General features: G+C 71.9%; 16 protein-coding genes. 11 read left to right on the top strand and 5 right to left on the bottom strand.

Annotated features, from left to right (window positions below; genetic code table 11):
• Nucleotides 1–27 precede the first annotated feature (27 nt).
• The 3 genes from zwf to tkt are packed head-to-tail and all read right to left on the bottom strand — an operon-like array spanning nt 28 to nt 4884.
• Entirely contained in the window at nt 28–1590 is a 1563-nt protein-coding gene (zwf, locus tag AB0F40_RS14225; RefSeq protein WP_357468275.1) for a glucose-6-phosphate dehydrogenase, read from the bottom strand.
• Complete coding sequence (gene tal, locus AB0F40_RS14220) at nt 1587–2738, bottom strand: transaldolase (RefSeq protein ID WP_357468273.1); 1152 nt, start codon at nt 2736–2738, stop codon at nt 1587–1589. Before tal ends, zwf begins: the two co-directional genes overlap by 4 nt.
• Nucleotides 2739–2778: 40 nt before the next feature.
• Nucleotides 2779–4884 (bottom strand): transketolase, encoded by a 2106-nt coding sequence (gene tkt / locus AB0F40_RS14215; protein WP_357468270.1) that lies wholly within the window; start codon nt 4882–4884, stop codon nt 2779–2781.
• A gap of 314 nt (nt 4885–5198) precedes the next feature.
• Between tkt and AB0F40_RS14210 the strand changes: the two genes are divergently transcribed.
• From AB0F40_RS14210 to AB0F40_RS14160, 11 genes are all read left to right on the top strand, one after another.
• Nucleotides 5199–6179: a heme o synthase gene (locus AB0F40_RS14210; protein WP_357468267.1), complete on the top strand. Its 981-nt coding sequence runs from the start codon at nt 5199–5201 to the stop codon at nt 6177–6179.
• A 187-nt stretch (nt 6180–6366) separates the two neighbouring features.
• On the top strand, nt 6367–7218 hold the full coding sequence (locus AB0F40_RS14205; RefSeq protein ID WP_357468371.1) for a CoA ester lyase: 852 nt from the start codon (nt 6367–6369) through the stop codon (nt 7216–7218).
• A 194-nt stretch (nt 7219–7412) separates the two neighbouring features.
• On the top strand, nt 7413–8354 hold the full coding sequence (gene xerD, locus AB0F40_RS14200; RefSeq protein ID WP_357468368.1) for a site-specific tyrosine recombinase XerD: 942 nt from the start codon (nt 7413–7415) through the stop codon (nt 8352–8354).
• Between the two features lie 182 nt (nt 8355–8536).
• Nucleotides 8537–9424 (top strand): AAA family ATPase, encoded by an 888-nt coding sequence (locus tag AB0F40_RS14195; protein WP_357468366.1) that lies wholly within the window; start codon nt 8537–8539, stop codon nt 9422–9424.
• 199 nt (nt 9425–9623) lie between these two features.
• Complete coding sequence (locus AB0F40_RS14190; RefSeq protein ID WP_357468363.1) at nt 9624–10550, top strand: ScpA family protein; 927 nt, start codon at nt 9624–9626, stop codon at nt 10548–10550.
• Nucleotides 10547–11206, top strand: coding sequence for an SMC-Scp complex subunit ScpB (locus AB0F40_RS14185; protein WP_357468264.1), 660 nt, complete (start codon nt 10547–10549; stop codon nt 11204–11206). Before AB0F40_RS14190 ends, AB0F40_RS14185 begins: the two co-directional genes overlap by 4 nt.
• A gap of 86 nt (nt 11207–11292) precedes the next feature.
• Nucleotides 11293–12207, top strand: coding sequence for a pseudouridine synthase (locus tag AB0F40_RS14180; protein ID WP_357468262.1), 915 nt, complete (start codon nt 11293–11295; stop codon nt 12205–12207).
• A gap of 74 nt (nt 12208–12281) precedes the next feature.
• Nucleotides 12282–13013 carry a (d)CMP kinase gene (gene cmk, locus AB0F40_RS14175; protein WP_357468259.1) on the top strand — a complete coding sequence of 244 codons (732 nt, stop codon included), beginning with the start codon at nt 12282–12284 and terminating at the stop codon, nt 13011–13013.
• 80 nt (nt 13014–13093) lie between these two features.
• Entirely contained in the window at nt 13094–14635 is a 1542-nt protein-coding gene (gene der / locus AB0F40_RS14170) for a ribosome biogenesis GTPase Der (protein ID WP_357468256.1), read from the top strand.
• A 129-nt stretch (nt 14636–14764) separates the two neighbouring features.
• On the top strand, nt 14765–15874 hold the full coding sequence (gene lgt / locus AB0F40_RS14165) for a prolipoprotein diacylglyceryl transferase (protein ID WP_357468253.1): 1110 nt from the start codon (nt 14765–14767) through the stop codon (nt 15872–15874).
• A gap of 109 nt (nt 15875–15983) precedes the next feature.
• The gene (locus tag AB0F40_RS14160) at nt 15984–17243 is read left to right on the top strand and encodes an MFS transporter (protein WP_357468251.1); all 1260 of its coding nucleotides are present in this window, start codon (nt 15984–15986) and stop codon (nt 17241–17243) included.
• Between the two features lie 132 nt (nt 17244–17375).
• Here the strand turns inward: AB0F40_RS14160 and AB0F40_RS14155 are convergent, their stop codons facing one another.
• Nucleotides 17376–19985 carry an FtsX-like permease family protein gene (locus AB0F40_RS14155; protein ID WP_357468248.1) on the bottom strand — a complete coding sequence of 870 codons (2610 nt, stop codon included), beginning with the start codon at nt 19983–19985 and terminating at the stop codon, nt 17376–17378.
• The coding region (locus AB0F40_RS14150) for an ATP-binding cassette domain-containing protein (RefSeq protein ID WP_357468246.1) at nt 19985–20506 on the bottom strand (522 nt) is incomplete at its 5' end. The genes AB0F40_RS14150 and AB0F40_RS14155, both read right to left, overlap by 1 nt.

Genomic DNA, 20506 nt, shown 5'->3' with positions numbered 1-20506 from the left:
GTGGCGTCAGTGTCGGCAACCGCGTCACTAGGGTCGCCTCCAGGTCCTGCCGTCGCGCTCCATCATGGCGTCGGCCGACGGCGGACCCCAGGTGCCCGAGGCGTACGGCTCGGGCTTGCCCTTGCGCGCCCAGAAGGACGTGATCGGGTCGAGGATCTTCCAGGAGAGCTCGACCTCCTCACGCGTCGGGAACAGTGGCGGGTCGCCGAGCAGCACATCGAGGATGAGCCGCTCGTAGGCCTCAGGGGACGACTCGGTGAACGAGTGCCCGTACCCGAAGTCCATGGTCACGTCGCGCACCTGCATGGCTGTGCCAGGCACCTTGGCGCCGAACCGCATGGTGACGCCCTCGTCGGGCTGCACCCGGATGACCAGGGCGTTGCTGCCGAGCTCTGACGTCAGGGACGACTCGAACGGCAGGTGCGGTGCCTTCTTGAACACCACGGCCACCTCCGTCACCCTGCGGCCCAGGCGCTTGCCGTGGCGCAGGTAGAACGGCACGCCCGCCCAGCGGCGGTTGTCGACGTCGACCCGGACCGCAGCGAACGTCTCCGTCGCCGAGTCCTTCGCGATGCCGTCCTCGTCGAGGAAGCCGGGCACCTCGGCGCCACCCTGCCAGCCGGCCTCGTACTGCCCGCGGGCCGCGTGCTTGTCGAGGTCGTCCGGCAGGCGGACCGACGAGAGCACCTTGATCTTCTCCGCCCGCAGCTCGGCGGCGTCGAAGTTGACCGGCTCCTCCATGGCGACCAGCGCCAGGAGCTGGATCAGGTGGTTCTGGATGACGTCGCGCGCGGCGCCGATCCCGTCGTAGTACCCGGCACGGCCGCCGATGCCGATGTCCTCGGCCATCGTGATCTGCACGTGGTCCACGTAGTTCGAGTTCCAGATGGGCTCGAACATCGTGTTCGCGAAGCGCAGCGCCAGCAGGTTCTGGACGGTCTCCTTGCCGAGGTAGTGGTCGATCCGGAAGACCGACTCCGGCTCGAAGACCTCCGACACCACGGCGTCGAGCTCCTTGGCGCTGGCGAGGTCGTGGCCGAACGGCTTCTCGATGACCACCCGGCGCCACGCGTCCACGCCGTCGCCGTCCGCGTCGTTGTCAGGACGCGACAGACCGTGCTCGGCGAGCTGCCGGCACACCACGGGGAACGCTGACGGCGGGACCGACAGGTAGAACGCGTGGTTGCCGCCCGTGCCGCGCTCCTTGTCGAGCGTCTCGACGGTCTGGCGGAGACGATCGAACGCGGCGTCGTCGTCGAACGAGCCCTGCACGAACCGGATGCCCTCGGCGAGCTGGCGCCACGTCGCCTCCCGGAAGGGAGTGCGGGCGTACTCCTTCACGGCGTCGTGCACCACCTGCGCGAAGTCCTGGTCCGCCCACTCGCGCCGGGCGAAGCCCGTCAGGGCGAAGCCGGGCGGGAGCAGACCACGGTTGGCGAGGTCGTAGACCGCCGGCATGAGCTTCTTGCGCGACAGGTCACCCGTCACGCCGAAGATCACCAGGCCGCTGGGCCCCGCGATGCGCGGCAGGCGCAGGTCGAGAGGGTCGCGCAGGGGATTGACCCCCTGCGCGATCTTGGCCGGCCTCACCGGGCGCCGGCCTCGTCGAGCCCGGTCTTGGTGGTCGTCAGGAGCTCGTCCCAGCTGACCTCGAACTTCGTCACGCCCTCGTCCTCCAGCTGTGCCGTCACCTCGTCCATGGAGATGCCCTGCGCCTCGACGGCCGCGATGACCGCCGCGGCCTGCTCACCCGAACCGGTCACGGTGTCGGCGAGCACGATGCCGTGGTCGGCGAACGCCTCGAGCGTCTTCTCGGGCATCGTGTTGACCACGCCGGCCACCACGAGCTCGTCCACGTACATCGTGTCGCGGTAGCTCGGGTCCTTCACGCCGGTGGAGGCCCACAGCGGGCGCTGCGGCTGGGCACCGGCGGCCTGGAGCGCAGCCCACCGTTCGGACGCGAAGGCCTCCTCGTAGGCCGCGTAGGCCAGCCGAGCGTTCGCGATGGCGGCCTGGCCACGCAGCGCGAGCGCCTCGTCCGTGCCGATCGCCTTGAGGCGCTTGTCGACCTCCGCGTCCACGCGGGACACGAAGAAGGACGCCACCGAGCCGATCACGGACAGGTCGTGGCCGGCCTCCTTGGCCTGCTCCAGGCCGGTCAGGAAGGCGTCCATCACCTCCCGGTAGCGTGAGAGCGAGAAGATCAGCGTCACGTTCACGCTGATGCCCTTGGCGAGGGTGGACGTGATCGCGGTCAGACCCTCGACGGTGGCGGGGATCTTGATCATCACGTTCGGCCGGTCGACCGTCTCCCAGAGGCGGACCGCGGTGGCCTTCGTGGCGGCCGTGTCGCGGGCCAGACGCGGGTCCACCTCGATGGACACGCGGCCGTCCACCGCGGCGGTGGAGTCGTAGACGGGCCGCAGCAGGTCTGCGGCGTCGCGGACGTCGTCCGTGGTGATGCGCTCCACCGCGGCCTCGACGTCCCCGCCGTTCGGCGGCCCGGCCAGCTCGGCCAGCGTGCCGTCGTACGCGTCGCCCTGGGCGAGCGCGGCGGCGAAGATCGTCGGGTTGGTCGTGACCCCGACGATGTTCCGGGTGCTGATGAGCTCGGCGAGGTTGCCGGTGCGCAGGCGCTCGCGGGACAGGTCGTCCAGCCAGATGGCGACACCCGCCTCGGACAGCCGCTGGGTGGGACTGACGTTCTCGCCTGTGGTGACGTTCGTGCTGTCGGTCATCATGCCCTTCCTCTCGTGTCCGTGTGCTTCTTCAGCGGCTTCAGGACGCCGCCTCGATCGACTCCTTGGCGGCCTGGGCGACCGCCTCGGCCGTGATGCCGTACTCGGCGTAGAGCGTCTTGTAGTCGGCCGACGCGCCGTAGTGCTCGAGCGAGACGATGCGGCCGGCGTCGCCGACCACCTCGCGCCAGCCCTGCGCCACGCCCGCCTCGACCGAGACGCGTGCCTTCACACCGGACGGGATGACCGACTCGCGGTAGGCGCCGTCCTGCTTGTTGAACCACTCGAGCGAGGGCATGGAGACCACGCGGGCCCGCACGCCGTCGGCGGCGAGGAGCTTGCGCGCCTCGACGGCGAGCTGCACCTCGGAGCCGGTGCCCACGAGGACGACGTCGGGCGTGCCCTCGGTGTCCAGCAGGGTGTAGCCGCCCTTGAGCGTGCCCTCGGCGGCGGCGAAGCCGTCGGTGCCGCGCGGGTAGGTGGGCACGTTCTGGCGGGTCAGCACGAGGCCGGCCGGGTTGTCACGGTTCTCGAGGATGCCGCGCCAGGCCCAGGCGGTCTCGTTCGCGTCCGCCGGGCGGACGACGTCGAGGTTCGGGATGGCCCGCAGCGACGCGAGGTGCTCCACCGGCTGGTGGGTCGGGCCGTCCTCGCCGAGCCCGATCGAGTCGTGCGTCCAGACGAACGTCGTGGGGATGCCCATCAGCGACGCCAGGCGGACCGAGGCGCGCATGTAGTCGGCGAACTGCAGGAAGGTCCCGCCGTAGGGACGGGTCAGACCGTGCAGCACGATCCCGTTGAGGATCGAGCCCATGCCGTGCTCGCGGATGCCGAAGTGCAGCGTGCGGCCGTACGGGTCGCCCGGGAACTTCTTGGTCGCGTGCTCGGTCGGCACGAAGGACGGCACGCCGTCCATCGTCGTGTTGTTGGAGCCGGCCAGGTCGGCCGAGCCGCCCCACAGCTCGGGCAGCACGTCCGCGAGGGCGCTCAGCACCTTGCCCGACGCCGCACGGGTCGCCACGCCCTTCTCGCTCGCCTCGAACTCCGGCAGGGAGCCGGTCCAGCCCTCGGGCAGCTCGTGGGCGCGCAGCCGCTCCAGGAGCGCCGCCTGCTGCGGGTTGGCGTCCTTCCACGCGGCGAAGGCGGACTCCCAGGCCTGGCGCTTGTCGCCCTGGCGCTTCGCGACGGACCGCGTGTAGGACAGCACCTCGGGGGCGATGGCGAACGTCGCCTCGGGGTCGAGGCCGAGCGCGGACTTGAGGCCCTTGACCTCTTCGGTGCCCATGGCCGAGCCGTGGATGCCGCCCGTGTTCTGCTTCGTGGGAGCCGGCCAGCCGATGATCGTGCGCAGCGCGATGATCGACGGCTTGCCGGTCTCCGCCTTGGCGGCGTCGAGCGCCGCGGCCAGCGTGTCGGTGTCCTCGGCGTAGCCGGCGTCGCCCGAGGTCCAGTCCACGCGCTGGGTGTGCCAGCCGTAGGCCTCGTAGCGCTTCAGCACGTCCTCCGTGAACGCGATGTTGGTGTCGTCCTCGATCGAGATCTTGTTGTCGTCCCAGATCAGGATCAGGTTGCCGAGCTGCTGGTGGCCCGCGAGCGAGGAGGCCTCGGAGGTCACGCCCTCCTGCAGGTCGCCGTCGGACGCGATGACGTACACGTGGTGGTCGAACGGCGACTCGCCCGGGGCGGCGGCCGGGTCGAGCAGGCCGCGCTCGCGGCGCGAGGCCATCGCCATGCCGACGGCGGAGGCGAGACCCTGGCCCAGCGGGCCGGTCGTGATCTCGACGCCGGTGGTGTGGCGGTACTCCGGGTGGCCAGGGGTCTTGGAGCCCCAGGTCCGCAGACCCGCGAGGTCGTCCATCTCGAGGCCGTAGCCGGCGAGGAAGAGCTGCAGGTAGATGGTCAGCGAGGAGTGGCCGGCGCTCAGCACGAACCGGTCGCGGCCCAGCCACTCGGGGTCCGACGGGTCGTGGCGCATGGCCTTCTGGAAGAGAAGGTACGCGGCCGGCGCGAGCGAGATCGCGGTTCCGGGGTGTCCGTTGCCCACCTTCTCGACGGCGTCCGCAGCCAGTGCCTTGATGGCCTTGACCGCTCGCTCGTCGAGCTCCGACCACTCCAGGGGCTTCAGCACGGGGTCGAAAGCGTTCACGAGTCCTCTTTCTCTCCGCCGTCGACCCCCGGACGGGCCGGAGAGCCGCGCAGCGTGCGTGCGGCGGCGGCGGGATGCCGGCCGCCCTTCGTTCGATTGCGAAATCAACCCTATACGCGCACACCAGACCTCGCGCAGGGCTGTCCACGCTCTGTCCGACCGACGAGCCAGGACAAATCTCACACGTCGTCGTGGGAATGCGGTGTGCGGCGGCGTCGCGCCGAGACGTACGATGAGCACGCGCCTGACCGGTATGAGGACCTACCAGGCGTGATTCTGACCTCAGGACTCTCCCGAACGGAACTGCGACGCGCGTGAGAACGAGCCACACGACGACCGGCCAGACCGCGCGTCCCCAGAACCACAACCCCCAGGACGCCGGCGCCGACGACGGACAGCGCCCCGGTGGCTGGTTCCTCCGCCGGGCCGGCGCCTACGTCGCACTGACCAAGCCCCGCGTCATCGAGCTGCTGCTCATCACGACGGTGCCCACGATGATCCTGGCGGCCGACGGTCTCCCGAACTTCTGGCTGATCCTCGCCACCCTGATCGGCGGGGCGGGCGCCGCGGGCAGCGCCAACGCGTTCAACATGTGGTGGGACCGCGACATCGACCAGGTCATGAACCGGACCAAGAAGCGTCCGATGGCGACGGGGGAGATCACCCCGGCCGCCGGCCTGGTGTTCGCCTCGATCCTCGGCCTGCTGTCGCTCGTGTGGTTCGCGGCGGTCGTGAACTGGGCGGCGATGTGGCTCGCGCTCGCCGCCATCGCCATCTACGTCGTCGGCTACACGATGATCCTCAAGCGCCGCACCCCGCAGAACATCGTCTGGGGCGGCATCGCGGGCTGCTTCCCGGTCTTCATCGGCTGGGCCGCCGTGACGGGCGAGCTGAGCTGGGCGGCGCTCGCCCTGTTCGGCATCATCTTCTTCTGGACGCCGCCGCACTACTGGCCGCTCTCGATCAAGTTCAAGAAGGACTACGCCAACGCGAAGGTCCCGATGCTGCCGGTGGTCAGCGACGACAAGCGCGTCGCCGCCGAGATGGTGGGCTACACGCTCGCGATGATCGCCTGCTCGCTGCTCCTCACGCCCCTCGCCGGCATGTCGTGGGTGTACACGGCGGCGGCCGCCGCGCTGGGCGCGTGGTTCCTCTGGTCCACGATCGCCATGCTGCGCCGGGCGCAGGGCAGCGCCAAGGGCAAGCTGGGCGCCATGAAGGTTTTCCACGCGTCGATCACGTACCTGTCGCTGCTCTTCGTCGCCGTGGCCGTGGACGTCTTCCTCCCGTTCTGATCCTGTTCTGAACCGGGTAGTTCTGAGGCTGGTATCTGCCCGGTCATGATTCGGCCGGTCCGGAGGACAGGCCTAGGCTGAGGGCGTGACCGAGACCCCAGCCGACCGAACCACCGAACCCGCCGAGCAGTCCGGACGCTACGCGGCGGGCCTGCCTACGGCGTCCGCCGTCGTCCCGGAGGGTGACCTGGCTCCGCGTCGGGCGGCCCGCGAGAAGTCCCGCGTGGCCCCCGACTACGCACGTGCCTGGCTCCTGCTGTCCGCGATGCGGAGCGAGCTCTTCGACAAGGCGCAGCTCTCCCGCGCGGACCAGGTGATCCTCGACTGCGAGGACGCCATCGACGACTCGTTGAAGGACGAGGCGCGCGAGAACGTCATCCGGTGGATCAAGAACGGCGGCAGCGCCTGGGTCCGGATCAACGACCGCCAGGCGTCCTCGTGGGCCGACGACGTCGCCCACCTGCGGGGGCTCAAGGGCCTCAACGGGGTCATGCTGGCCAAGACGGAGAGCGCCGACGACGTCATCGACACCGCGCAGCGGCTCGGCGGCGACGTGCCCGTGATCCCGCTCGTGGAGTCGGCCCTCGGCATCGAGGAGGCCGTCAACATCGCCCGTGCGCGCGGCGCGTTCCGCCTCGCGTTCGGCTCGGGCGACTACCGCCGCGACACCGGCGCGGCGAACGAGCCCATGGCGATGGCGTACCCGCGCACGCGGCTCGTCGTCGCCAGCCGCATCGGCGGCCTGCCGGGCCCGGTCGACGGCCCCACCGTGGGCTCGTCGCACGCCCTGCTGCGCGAGCAGTCCGCCGACGCCGTCAACCTTGGCATGACCGGCAAGCTCTGCCTGGACTTCGAGCAGTCGGCGGTCATCAACGAGTCCTTCGCGCCGACCTCGTCCGACGTGGCCTGGGCCGTCGACTTCTTCGCCGAGTTCGAGGCGGCGGGCTCCGTCATCCGCGACGGCAGCGACAAGCCGCGTCTCGCCCGCGCGCAGGTGATCCGCTCGCGCGCGGAGCTGTTCGGTATCAATCCGTCCTGAGCCTGCGGTTCCGTCGTGACCGGGGTGAACTACCGCGCGTAGCGGTCGTCCGGCGTGGCCCGCCCGTCCGGGCGGGTCACGCTCGGCATGATGGGGCGGTGTCCACCGCCCCGGCCCACCTGCAGTCGCACCGTCAGACCCAGCTCGCCGCATCCCAGGGCGCCGCATCCCAGGGCGCCGCCTCTCCGGACGCCGTGCCCCTGGACGCCGCGCCCCCGGACGCCCGGCTCGAGAGCGCCCTGCGGGACTACCTCGCGCACCTGAGCGTGGAACGCGGCCTCTCGGCCAACACCGTCGCCGCCTACCGCCGCGACCTCGCGCGGTACGTCGGGTACCTCGCGGTGGCCGGCCGGCCCGGCCTGTCCGGGGTCACGGAGTCCGACGTCACGGGGTTCGTCGAGGCAGTGCGGCAGGGGTCGGACGGCGGCCGCCCGCTGTCGCCGTCGTCCACCGCACGTGCCCTGGCCGCCGTGCGGGGCTGGCACCGGTTCGCGCAGGCCGAGGGGCTCGCGGTGGACGACCCGTCCGCCGAGGTGCGGGCACCCACCCAGCTGCGGCGCCTGCCGCACGCGCTGTCCGTCGACGACGTCGGCGCCCTGCTGGACGCCGCCGGCGCGGGCGAGGGGCCGCTGCCGCTGCGCGACCGCGCGCTGCTCGAGCTGCTGTACGCCACCGGTGCGCGGATCTCCGAGATCGTGGGGCTGGACGTCGACGGGGTGAGCGACAGCACCGCCGTGCGGCTCTTCGGCAAGGGCTCGCGGGAGCGGGCGGTGCCCGTCGGCTCGTTCGCGCGCGACGCGCTCGAGGCCTACGTGGTCCGGGCGCGGCCTGCGCTGGCCGCCGTGGGCCGCGGCACGCCCGCCTTGTTCCTCAACACGCGCGGTGCCCGCATGTCCCGGCAGACCGCCTGGGCCGCCCTGCAGGCCGCCGCGGCGCGTGCGGGCCTCACGGAGCACGTCTCGCCGCACACCCTGCGGCACTCGTTCGCCACCCACCTGCTGTCCGGCGGGGCGGACGTGCGCGTGGTCCAGGAGCTGCTGGGGCACGCGTCGGTCACGACCACGCAGATCTACACGATGGTGACGCCGGACGCGCTGCGCGAGGTCTACGCCGCGGCCCACCCGCGGGCGCGGTAGCCGGCGCCACGGGCCGCGGACGGCCCGGGGACGGTCCGCGGACCGCGCGGGGACGGTCCGGGAGCCGGACTGCCGAAGGACGCCACGCCGAGGCCGCGACCCCGGTGGTGCCCACACCCTGGTATAGCGTGGCGGTCGTGAGCGAGGCACCCAGCCAGGAGGGAGCGAACACGATGACCGACATGCTTCTCGGCAAGACGGTTGTCGGCGCACCCACGGACTCGGAGACCGTGCGCGACGTCGTCGGGCGCGCCATGCCGGACCTGCCCGAGCCGGCGCCGCTGACGAGCCACGGCCCGGCGCGCATCATCGCGATGTGCAACCAGAAGGGCGGGGTCGGCAAGACCACCACCACGATCAACCTCGGCGCCTGTCTGGCGGAGTACGGCCGCAAGGTGCTCCTCGTGGACTTCGACCCGCAGGGCGCGGCGTCTGTCGGCATCGGGGTCAACCCGCACGAGCTCGACCTCACCATCTACAACCTGCTCATGGAGCGGAACGTCGACATCCACGACGTGCTCATCTCGTCCGGCATCGAGAACCTCGACGTGCTGCCCGCGAACATCGACCTGTCGGCGGCAGAGGTGCAGCTCGTGGGCGAGGTGGCCCGCGAGTCCGTGCTCGCCCGTGCGCTGCGCCCGGTGATCGACGACTACGACGTGATCCTCATCGACTGCCAGCCGAGCCTCGGGCTGCTCACGGTGAACGCCCTGACCGCCGCGCACGGTGTGCTGATCCCGCTGGAGTGCGAGTTCTTCGCCCTGCGCGGTGTCGCGCTGCTGGTGGAGACCATCGAGAAGGTCCGGGACCGCCTCAACCCGGCCCTGGAGATCGACGGTATCCTCCCGACCATGTACGACTCGCGCACCCTCCACTCCCGGGAGGTCGTGGCCCGGGTGCACGAGGCCTTCGGCGACACGCTGCTGCACTCGATCATCGGGCGCACGGTGAAGTTCCCCGACGCCACGGTCGCCGCGGAGCCCATCACCGCGTACGCGCCGGGACACCCGGGTGCCGCTGCGTACCGTCAGCTCGCCCGGGAGCTCGTGGCCCGTGGCGACGCTGCCTGACGCGGAGGTGGCGCGGAGTGTGGGAGTCGAGGAACGAGGCTCCCGGACGGAGCAGAACCGCAGCGTCGGGCAGCAGACGATAGAGCCTGACGCGGAGGTGCCCGTAGAGCCTGACGTCCTGGAGGCGGCGCCGGACGTACCCGGTCCCGACGCGCCTCCCGTCGGCGAGCGCCGCGCGTCCCGGACCTTCCAGGTCCACCTGCACAACTTCGAGGGCCCGTTCGACCTGCTCCTGTCGCTGATCGCGAAGCACAAGATGGACGTCACCGAGGTGGCGCTCGCGGTAGTGACCGACGAGTTCGTCGCGCACATCCGCGAGGCGGAGCGGGCCTCCCGGGAGGCGGCCGCGCGCGGCGAGGAGCACGCGTCCTGGGACCTCGGCGTCGCCAGCGAGTTCCTCGTGATCGCCGCGACCTTGCTCGACCTCAAGGCCGCACGGCTGCTGCCCGGCGTCATCGACGAGGACGCCGAGGACCTGGAGCTGCTGGAGGCGCGCGACCTGCTGTTCGCCCGGCTCCTGCAGTACCGGGCGTACAAGGAGGTCTCGAAGGTCATCGCCGACCAGATGGCGTCTGCCGGCCGCCGGGTGCCGCGCCTGACGCCGCTCGAACCGCACCTCGCCGCGATCCTGCCCGAGCTGGTCTGGGACACGACGGGGGAGCAGCTCGCCGAGCTGGCCGCCCGGGTGCTGGCCCCCAAGCCGCCGCCCGTGGTGGGCCTGGCCCACCTGCACGGCTCCGCGGTGAGCGTGCGTGAGGAGGCGGGCGTCATCGTGCGGCGCCTGCGGGTTGAGCAGTCGGTGACGTTCCGGTCGCTGACGGCGGGGTCCGAACGCCTCGTGACGGTCGCCCGGTTCCTGGCGCTCCTGGAGCTGTTCCGCGACTCTCTCGTCAGCTTTGAGCAGGTCAGCCCGCTGGGCGAGCTGACCGTGCGGTGGACCGCAGGGCCGGACGACGGCGTGAAGTACCTCGACCCCCAGGCCGGGCCGAGCGAGTTCGACGAGGGCGACCCGGTCCTGCAGGTGCCAGCCGAGCAGGAGCCGGTCGAGCAGGTGCCGGCAGAGCAGGAGCCGGTCGAGCAGGAACCGGCAGAGACCACGGAGCCCGGAACGGAGGCGACAGCATGACCGTCGAAGAACAGGCCCCCGAGGCCGTGCAGGTGGCCATCCCGGCCGAGGCCCCGAGGCAGGACGAGCCGGCTCTCGTCGACGTGCACACGCTGCCCGGCGGCGCGCACGCGGCGGTCGAGGCGGTCCTGATGGTGGCCGACGCCCCGGTCGGCGCGGACCGCATCGCCGCGTCCCTGAACCTCACCCAGGACGAGACGGACGACATCCTGCACGAGCTGGCCGACGAGTACGCGGGCCACCTCGGGTCCCGGCCGCGCGGCTTCGAGCTGCGCCGGACCGTGGACGGGTGGCGCATCTACTCGTCGGCGGCGCACGCGGACCCCGTTGGACGCTTCGTGCTGGACGGGCAGTCGTCGAAGCTGAGCCAGGCCGCACTGGAGACGCTCGCCGTGGTCGCCTACCGTCAGCCGGTGACGCGTGGCCAGGTCAGCGCGGTGCGCGGGGTGAACGTCGACGGCGTCGTGCGGACGTTGCTGACCCGCGGGCTGATCGCCGAGATCGGCCAGGACCCGAGCTCGGGTGCGGTTCTGTTCGGAACCACGGGATACTTCTTGGAGCGGATGGACTTCTCGTCGCTCGACGAGCTGCCTCCGCTGGCGCCGCACCTGCCGGACCTCGACATGATCGACGGCCTCGACGGGCTGGACTCCTAGTCCGGTTCCGGGCCCGAGCACCGGGTCCGAGCACGGACCCGCAGGCAGGTCCGCAGCGCCCTTCCCGACTCACCGAGAGATGAATCATGAGCAACGAACGCCGCGGCGGGAGCCGCCGCGAATCCAGTGGTGGCCAGCAGCCGCGCCGACCCGACCATTCCGGCAAGGGCGGCAAGAACTTCCGGGGCGGTAGCTCGGCCAAGAGCCGCGCCCAGGCCAACGCGCCGCGCCGCAAGCCCGCGCAGCCCGCGGAGCAGGGCCGCGACGTCCACGTCGAGGGCGGCGTGCGGCTGCAGAAGGTGCTCGCCCAGGCCGGCCTGGGCTCTCGCCGGGCGAGCGAGGAGCTCATCGCGAAGGGGCACGTCGAGGTCGACGGCCAGGTCGTCACGGAGCTCGGGGTGCGGATCGACCCGGCCACCGCCGTCGTGCACGTGGACGGGCTGCGGATCCAGCTGGACCAGGCCAAGGTGACCATCGCGCTGAACAAGCCGCTGGGCGTGGTCTCGACCATGGACGACCCCAAGGGGCGCCCGACCGTCGCTGACCTCATCAAGAACCGTGAGGAGCGTCTCTTCCACGTGGGGCGGCTCGACGCCGACAGCGAGGGCCTGCTGCTCCTGACGAACGACGGTGAGCTCGCCAACCGCCTGTCCCACCCCAAGTACGAGATCGCCAAGACGTACCTGGTGACCGTCGAGGGTGAGATCTTCCCGCGCGTCGGCAAGCAGCTGCTGAAGGGCGTCGAGCTCGACGACGGCATCGCGAAGATGGACGCGGTGCACGTGGTCCAGCAGATCGACGGTTTCGCGATGCTGGAGATCGTGCTGCACGAGGGCCGCAACAGGATCGTGCGCCGGATGTTCGAAGCGGTCGGGCACCCGGTCACGCGCCTCGTGCGGACCCGGATCGGCCCGGTCCCGCTGGGCGACCTGAAGTCGGGCCGCACCAGAGTCCTGGGTCGCACGGAACTGGGCACCCTCATGGGTGCGGTAGACCTGTAACCTCGACCGCTGAGTGCTGGGTATTTGCGCCCTGAGACGCACTCTGACCGCAAATACCCAGCACTCAACGGAAAGTGAGCGGGACTGTGACCAGCCCTGTTGTTGTCGCGATTGACGGGCCGTCCGGGTCCGGCAAGTCGAGCGTGTCGAAGGCGGTCGCGGCGCGGCTCGGCCTGGCCTACCTCGACACGGGTGCCATGTACCGGGCGGCCACCGTGTGGAGCATGCAGACGGCGGACCTGGACGACGCCGCGTCGGTCGCGACGGCGGTCCGCGCGATGCCGCTGGTCATGGGCCTGGACCCGGCCGCACCGGGCGTGGAGCTGGACGGCAGGGACATCGCCGCGGCGATCCGCTCGACCGAGGTCACGGTCGCCGTGTCGAAGGTGGCATCCAACCTCGAGGTCCGCTCCGAGCTCAAGCGGCTCCAGCGCGAGATCATCGAGCAGGAGTCCAGCCCGGTCCGGGCCGTGCACTCGGGCGGCCGCGGGATCGTGGCGGAGGGCCGCGACATCACCACGGTCGTCGCGCCCGACGCCGACGCCCGGGTGCTGCTCACCGCGTCCGAGGAGGCGCGCCTGCGCCGTCGGTCGCTGGAGGTGCACGGTGCCGCCGACGCCACCGCGGTCGACGCCACGCGCGACCAGGTGCTGCGCCGCGACCAGGACGACGCGAAGGTCACGCAGTTCCACGTCGCTGCCGACGGCGTGGCGACCGTCGACTCCAGCGACCTCGACTTCGAGCAGACGATCGACGCCGTCCTCGCCGTCGTCACGCAGGCAGAGGCGGCGACCAGCAGGGCCTGACGGTCCGAGGCCGGCCGGAGCGACACAGGTCATACGGCCACGAGGCGACCTCAGCGCGCCAGGCCTGCGACAATGGGGGCATGACCCACGACTCCTCTGCATCGGAGGCTGCTGCGCTGGACGCCGCGGCCCGAGATGATGCTGCCCTGGACGCTGCCGCCCCGGTAGCACCCGACCTCGCCCAGACCGAGGACGAGATCGCGCGCGAGCGCGCGCTGCGCGTCGGCCTCGAGGAGTTCGAGCTCGACGAGTCGGACCAGGTGCTGCTCGACTCCGAGTGGAGCGACGAGCAGGCGGAGGCCGAGGCGGCGCTGCCCGTGCTGGCTGTCGTCGGGCGGCCGAACGTCGGCAAGTCGACCCTGGTCAACCGGATCCTCGGCCGCCGTGAGGCCGTCGTGGCCGACAAGCCGGGCGTGACGCGGGACCGGGTGTCCTACCCGGCCGAGTGGGCCGGCCGCCGGTTCACGCTCGTCGACACGGGCGGCTGGGAGGTCGACGTCGCCGGCATCGAGTCGAAGGTGGCCGAGCAGGCAGAGGTCGCGATCTCCCTCGCCGACGCGGTCGTGTTCGTGGTCGACGCCGCCGTGGGCGCCACCGCCACCGACGAGCGGGTCGTCGAGCTGCTGCGCCGCTCCGGCAAGCCGGTCGTGCTGTGCGCCAACAAGGTGGACGGCGCCTCGGGCGAGGCGGACGCCACCTACCTGTGGGCGCTCGGTCTGGGGGAGCCGCACCCGGTCTCCGCCCTGCACGGTCGTGGCACGGGCGACCTGCTCGACGCCGCGGTGAAGGCCCTGCCCACCACGTCGGAGCACGGCGTGCTGCGGCCCGCCGGCCCGCGCCGGGTGGCACTCGTCGGGCGGCCGAACGTCGGCAAGTCCTCGCTGCTGAACAAGATCGCCGGGGCGGAGCGCGTCGTCGTCGACGAGGTCGCCGGCACCACGCGCGACCCGGTCGACGAGCTCATCGAGCTGCGCGGCATCCCGTACTGGTTCGTGGACACCGCCGGCATCCGCCGCCGGGTGCACCAGACCAAGGGCGCTGACTTCTACGCGTCGTTGCGCACCGCGGCCGCAATCGACAAGGCGGAGATCGGCGTGGTCCTCGTGGACGCGTCGAACCCGCTGACCGAGCAGGACATCCGGGTGATCCAGCAGGTCGTGGACGCCGGCCGGGCGCTCGTCATCGCGTACAACAAGTGGGACCTCATGGACGAGGACCGGCGCCCCTTCCTCGAGCGCGAGATCGAGAAGGAGCTCGTGCAGATCGCGTGGGCGCCGCGGGTCAACCTCTCGGCGCGCACCGGCTGGCACAGCGAGCGCCTGGTCCCCGCGATCGAGCGGTCGCTCGCCTCCTGGGACCGGCGGGTCCCGACGGGCAAGCTCAACGCGTTCCTCGGTGAGCTCGTGGCCGCGCACCCGCACCCGCTGCGTGGCGGCAAGCAGTCGCGGATCCTGTTCGCGACGCAGGCCTCGACGCGGCCGCCGCGGTTCGTCATCTTCGCGACGGGCTTCATTGAGGCCGGCTACCGCCGGTTCATCGAGCGCCGCCTGCGCGAGACGTTCGGCTTCGAAGGCACCCCCATCGAGATCTCGGTCCGAGTCCGGGAGAAGCGCCGCCGCTGAGCGGACCTGGTGTGTGTGGTCGGTAGAACGTCAGGTGATCGGTAGCCCGGGCTGCCGATCACCTGACTTTTTGCCGACCACGGTGGTCCGGATGCCCACGATGTGGGTAAGTCGCGGTACCTTCGGGTCGTGCTTCCGGCCAGTATCCCCAGCCCTGACCCGGTGTGGTCCCAGTTCAGCCTGGGCCCGCTCACCATCCACACCTACGCCCTGTGTCTGCTGGCAGGCATCGCCGCCGCCGCCTACATCACGGATCGGCGGCTCCGCGCGCGCGGAGCCGAGCCCGGGCTCGCCCTCGACATCGCGATGTGGGCGGTGCCGATCGGTATCGTCGGCGCCCGGATCTACCACGTGCTCACCCACCTCGGTGACTTCACCGGCCCGGGCGTCGACCCGTGGGCCTGGGTACGCATCTGGGAGGGCGGCAACGCTCTGTTCGGCTCGCTGCTCGGTGGGGCGGTCGGTGTCTGGATCGGCTGCCGGCAGACCGGCCTGCGATTCGGGTCGTTCGCCGACGCGCTCGCACCCGGCCTGCTCGCCGCCCAGGCGATCGGGCGGCTGGGCAACTACGTGAACCAGGAGCTGTTCGGCCTGCCGACGACGCTGCCGTGGGGCCTGGAGATCCGCGAGGACGCGCCGATGTTCCCCGACTGGGCGGACCCCGGGACGCTGTTCCACCCGCTGTTCCTGTACGAGATGATCTGGAACCTGATCGGGATCGCCCTGCTGCTCGCCATCGAGCGGCGTGTGGTCCGCCGTAACGCCGCGCTGCTGGCCGACGGCGGTACGCCAGGACCCGGGCTGCGCTGGGGCCGCATGTTCGGTCTCTACCTGATCTGGTACGGGCTCGGCCGCAGCTGGCTCGAGGCCATCCGCATCGACCCGACGAGCGATGCGCCGCTGGGTGTCCCCGCGAACATCTGGACGTCGGGGGCCGCGATCGTGCTCGGCATCGTGATCGTCGTGGTGCAGGGTCGGCGGCACCCGGAGCCCGAGCCGTCGGTCTACCAGCCGGGGCGCGAGCCGGTGGACGAGGAGAGCGAGGCGACCGACGGCGAGCCTGGCGACGCCGAGTCCGCTGACGACGAGTCCGCTGACGCCAAGCCGACCGACGCCGACTCGACCGACGCCAACCCCGCCGACGCCAAGGACCGCGAGCCGGCCGGGACGACGGCCGAAGCCGAGACGGGCACCGTAGCCGAGAACGCAGCCTCGACCGGTTCGGCCGACAGCAAGTAGACCCGGCTCGTCAGCAGGGTCGTCGTGCGAGGGACTGTGGAGGTGCGTGTGCGCACCCTCACAGTCCCTCGGCTTGTTCACCGGGGCAACCGCCGCGCAGGATGTGGTCATGCCACACCAGCCGCCGGGGGGCGCCCCTGCCCCCGACCGGACCTCACGGCGTGCCTGGTGGCCGGTCGCCGCTGTCCTGCTGGCCGTGGCCTGGGGCGGCAACGAGTTCACACCTCTGCTCGTGATGTACCGCGAGCAGGGCAACATGAGCGACGTGACGGTCGATGCCCTCCTGGCCGCCTACGTCTTCGGCATCGTCCCGGCGCTGCTGCTGGGCGGTCCGCTCTCCGACCGGTACGGCCGCCGTCCGCTGCTGCTGCCCGCGGCGCCGATCGGGGCGCTCGGTTCGCTGGTGCTCGCCGTCGACCCGATGAGCCCGCTGCTGCTCGCCGTCGGCCGCGTGCTGTGCGGGGTCGCGCTCGGGCTGGCGATGGCCGTCGGCAGCACCTGGGTCACTGAGCTCAGCGCCCGGGCGGGCGAGCGGGGCGCCGGCCCGCGGCGCGGCTCGCTGTCGCTGACCGTCGGGTTCCTGGTCGGCGCGGGTTTCGCGGCGATGCTCGCGCAGTTCGGCCCGTGGCCCACGCACCTGTCGTACGTCGTGCACGCCGCCGGAGCCCTGGCCGCGGGCGCGTGGCTGCTGCGCGTGCCGGAGACAAACCCGGTGCTGCGCCGGGGCGACCGTGCGCGGCTGCGCGACGACCTGCGGATCACCGCCGTCCGGCACCCGCGGTTCCTGCGGGTGGTCCTGCCGCTCGCGCCCTGGGTGTTCGGCTGTGGCGGCAGCGCCTACGCGGTGCTGCCCGCGCTGCTCTCCGACCACGCGGGTGACCTCCCGATCGCCTTCGCCGGCATCCTGACCGTGCTCTCGCTCGGGTGCGGCATCGGCATCCAGGTTCTGGCCCGGCGCATCGACACCCCGGCATCGGCCCGCGCGTCGGTCGTGGCGCTGAGCATCGTCGCGTTCGGGATGGGTCTGGCGGCCTGGGCCTCGGTCACGCCGTCGCTGCCGCTCGGTGTGGTCGCCGGCGTGGTGCTGGGGATCGGGTACGGGCTCGGCCTCGTGGCCGGGCTCAGCGAGGTCGCGCGCATCGCGGGCCCCGGACAGCTCGCCGGTCTGACCGCCGTCTTCTACTCCCTGACCTATCTGGGCTTCTTCGCGCCGATGGTGCTGGCGTGGCTGCACAGCACCTGGTCCTACGGTGAGATGTTCGGCTTCGGGGCGGTGGCGGCCGCGCTGTCGATGGCGCTCGTGGCGATGTCGTCGCGGACGGCGCTGCCACGGGCACGCGGCGACCGGAGCAACGACCCGGCCACCTAGGCCACCTAGGCCACCTAGGCCGACCGGCGCGGGCCGGCGCCCGCACGACGGCGCCCGCACGACGGCGCCCGCACGACGGCGCCCGTGCACCGGCCAGCGGTGCACGGGCGCCGGGTCAGCGGCGGGTGGTCGTCATTCCACCCCGAGCGCCGCCACGGGTGAGGTGCGGGCGGCGGCCCGTGCGGGGAGCACCGAGGCCAGGAGCCCGGCGACGAGCGCGATGACCACGACCGCTGCGATGTCGGTCCACGGGACGGCGTAGCGGACGTCGCCCATGAGGGACAGCGCGGTCGCTGCGCCGGCCCAGCCGAAGATGAGCCCGAGCACGATGCCGAGGATCGCGCCGACGCCGGCGATGAGGGCGCCCTCGACGGCGAGCATGCCGCGCAGCTGTTCCTTGCTCAGGCCGATGGCCCGCAGGGTCGCGGACTCCCGGGTGCGCTCGATCACCGACAGGGACAGCGTGTTGGTCACGCCGATCAGGGCTATCACGACGGCGACGGCGAGCAGGCCCACCACGATGCCGAGGATGACGTCCACCACCTGGCCGAACTGCGCGGCCTCCGCGGCCGGACCCATGACGAAGGCCTCGCCGTCGACCTGCGCGGCGGCGTCCTGGACGTCGCCCAGCACCGTCGTGACGTCGCCGCCCGAGATCTTGGCCCAGATATCGGTCCATGTCTCCTCGTCGGCCACGCGGTCGAGGTCGGTGGTGGTGACGACCCGGTTGAGCGGGTCCGCACTCGTGATGACGACGTCCAGGTCGGCCGAGCCGTTCCCGCCCGAGAGGGTGACCTGGTCGCCCGCACCGACGGACATGGTGTCGGCCGTCTCCTGGGTCAGGAGGATCGAGCCCTCGGTGAGGCGCTTCGCCTCCTCGGACACGTTCACCACGGCGGCGAGGTCCTGGGGATCTGCGCCCACGACGCTCGTGTCCGGTTCGCCGCCGAGCGTGACCGAGCCGTTCGTCACCAGGACGGTGGCCCCGACACCGTCGGTCCCGGCGACGGCGTCGCGGAGGTCCTCGACGTACTCGGGCGAGGACGACGACACGCTCACGTCGTAGGGGTAGGTCTCGTCGAGGAGGTTCTCGGCGGACATGCGGGCGCTGGCCGCGCCGGTGGACATCATGGTGACGAGGGTGACGCCGATGAGCAGCGCGGTGGAGGTCGCCGCGGTGCGGCGGGGGTTGCGCAGCGTGTTGGCGACGGCCAGGCGGGAGGCGGGACCGGTGCGGGCCACCAGGGCGCCCAGGCCGGCCGCGACGCGGGGCAGCCAGAGCACCGCGCTCAGCACGACGCCGAAGAACGCGACGGCACCGCCGCCCACGGCCGCGATGAGGCCGAACTGTGGTGCTCCCTCCATCCCGAGGAAGACGCCGAGGCCGAGCAGTGCGAACCCGCCGACGAGGGCGAGGAGCGAGACGACCAGGCGGGTCCGCCCCGACCGGGCGCGGAGCGTCGGGGTGTCGGACGGCCGCAGTGCGGCCAGGGGTGCGACGCGGGTCGCCGAGCGGGCCGGGGCGAGCGCGGCCAGGACGGTCACGATCGTGCCGACGACGAGCGGCAGCACGATCGACTGCCAGGTCAGCGCGATCATCGCGGGGAGCGGCACGCCGAGGTCGAAGCTCGGTGCCACGAGCAGCGCGGCCTGGGCGAGCAGCGCACCCGTGAGGATGCCGACCGCGGAGGCGACGGCGCCGAGGATCGCGGCCTCGAGCAGGACGCTGCGGTAGAGCTGCGCGGTCCCCGCGCCGATGCAGCGCAGCAGCGCGAGGGCGCGGGTCCGCTGGGCGATGAGCACCTGGAACGTGTTGGTGATGACCATGGCCGCGATGAGCAGCGCGATGGCGGCGAACGTCATGACGAACACGAGGAAGACGAGATCCTGGCCCCCGGTCTTCTCTGCGGTCTTCGCGGTCGCGACCTCCTCGGTGGTCTGGACGGACACGCCCTCGACCCCGCTGGTGGCGGCCTTGAGCGCCTGGTCGAGGGTGGCCGGGACAGCTCCGCCGTTCAGCGGCTCGTCGAGCACGACGAGCAGCTCGGTGACCGAGTTCTCGGAGTTCTCGGCCGAGGTCCAGGTCTGGAGCGTGGCAGCGGAGACAGCGGCCGCACCGCCGAAGGTCGTGTAGGCGCCGTAGGGGTCGGCGGCCAGGCCGGTCACGGTCAGGCTCTCGGTGATCTCCTCCGGCTCGCCGAGCTCTGTCGCCGGGTCCTCCGCCTGGCTCTGGGACCAGCCCTCGGGGTAGATGACGCGCTTGACCGACAGCTCGTCACCGAGTCCGACCTCGAGCCGCTCGGCGACCTTCGTCGTCAGGGCGACCTCGTCGTCGGCCGCGGGCCAGGCGCCGTCGGTCAGCTCGAGCGGCGAGAGCCGCGGGTCCTCGGGGACCGGAGCGAACAGCTGGTAGCCGCCCTTGCCGCCGTTGCGCAGGTCGCCGTACCAGCCGGTGAGCGGCTGTACCGCCTCGACACCATCGACGTCGGCGACGGCCTTGACATCGGCGTCCGTGAAGGTGCCCTCGTCGTAGCCCTGCGGGATGGAAACGACGGCATCGGCCTGTGCGTACTGGGCCGCGACCATGTCGTGGGTGGTGCCCTGGATGACGGTTCCGGCGAGCAGCGTGACGGTGACGAACGCGGTGCTGATCAGGATGGCGACGCCAGCGGCGGTGAGCCGCCCGACGCTGCGGCGCATCTGCGCCAGGGTGAGGCGTGCGGTGGGGAAGGACCTGGCCATCACGCACCCGTCCCGGGCGCAGTGGCGACGGAAGGTTCGAGGGTGCGCAGGGCGTCGAGGCCGGCCATCGCGGACTCCGGCGTCGGGTCGGTGATGTCGCCCGCGATGCGACCGTCGGCGATCAGGACCGCACGGTCGGCGTAGGCGGCGGCGGACGGATCATGCGTGACCATGATGATCGTGCGACCCAGCTCGCGCACCGAGCGGCGCAGGAAGGACAGGACCTCGGCGCCGGAGCGGGAGTCGAGGTTGCCCGTCGGCTCGTCGGCGAATACGACGTCGGGCTGCGCGATCAGGGCGCGGGCGATCGCGACGCGTTGCTGCTGCCCACCGGACAGCTCCCCGGGGCGGTGCGTCAGCCGGCCGGCCAGGCCCAGGGTGTCGACCAGGGTGGTGAACCAGGCCTTGTCCACCGTGCCGCCGGCCAGCTCGACGGGCAGGGTGATGTTCTGCTCGGCGGTGAACATCGGCAGGAGGTTGAACTGCTGGAACACGAACCCGACCCGGTCACGGCGCAACCG

Source organism: Promicromonospora sp. NPDC023987 (assembly GCF_040639055.1).
Classification (GTDB): Bacteria; Actinomycetota; Actinomycetes; order Actinomycetales; family Cellulomonadaceae; genus Promicromonospora.
This window is presented reverse-complemented; position numbering and strand designations above follow the sequence as displayed.

Coding starts and splice junctions, on each gene's coding strand:
- AB0F40_RS14185 (WP_357468264.1), top strand. CDS start 10,547: ATGACCGTCGAAGAACAGGCCCCCGAGGCCGTGCAGGTGGCCATCCCG.
- AB0F40_RS14180 (WP_357468262.1), top strand. CDS start 11,293: ATGAGCAACGAACGCCGCGGCGGGAGCCGCCGCGAATCCAGTGGTGGC.
- tal (WP_357468273.1), bottom strand. CDS start 2,738: ATGACCGACAGCACGAACGTCACCACAGGCGAGAACGTCAGTCCCACC.
- der (WP_357468256.1), top strand. CDS start 13,094: ATGACCCACGACTCCTCTGCATCGGAGGCTGCTGCGCTGGACGCCGCG.
- AB0F40_RS14155 (WP_357468248.1), bottom strand. CDS start 19,985: ATGGCCAGGTCCTTCCCCACCGCACGCCTCACCCTGGCGCAGATGCGC.
- AB0F40_RS14160 (WP_357468251.1), top strand. CDS start 15,984: ATGCCACACCAGCCGCCGGGGGGCGCCCCTGCCCCCGACCGGACCTCA.
- AB0F40_RS14195 (WP_357468366.1), top strand. CDS start 8,537: ATGCTTCTCGGCAAGACGGTTGTCGGCGCACCCACGGACTCGGAGACC.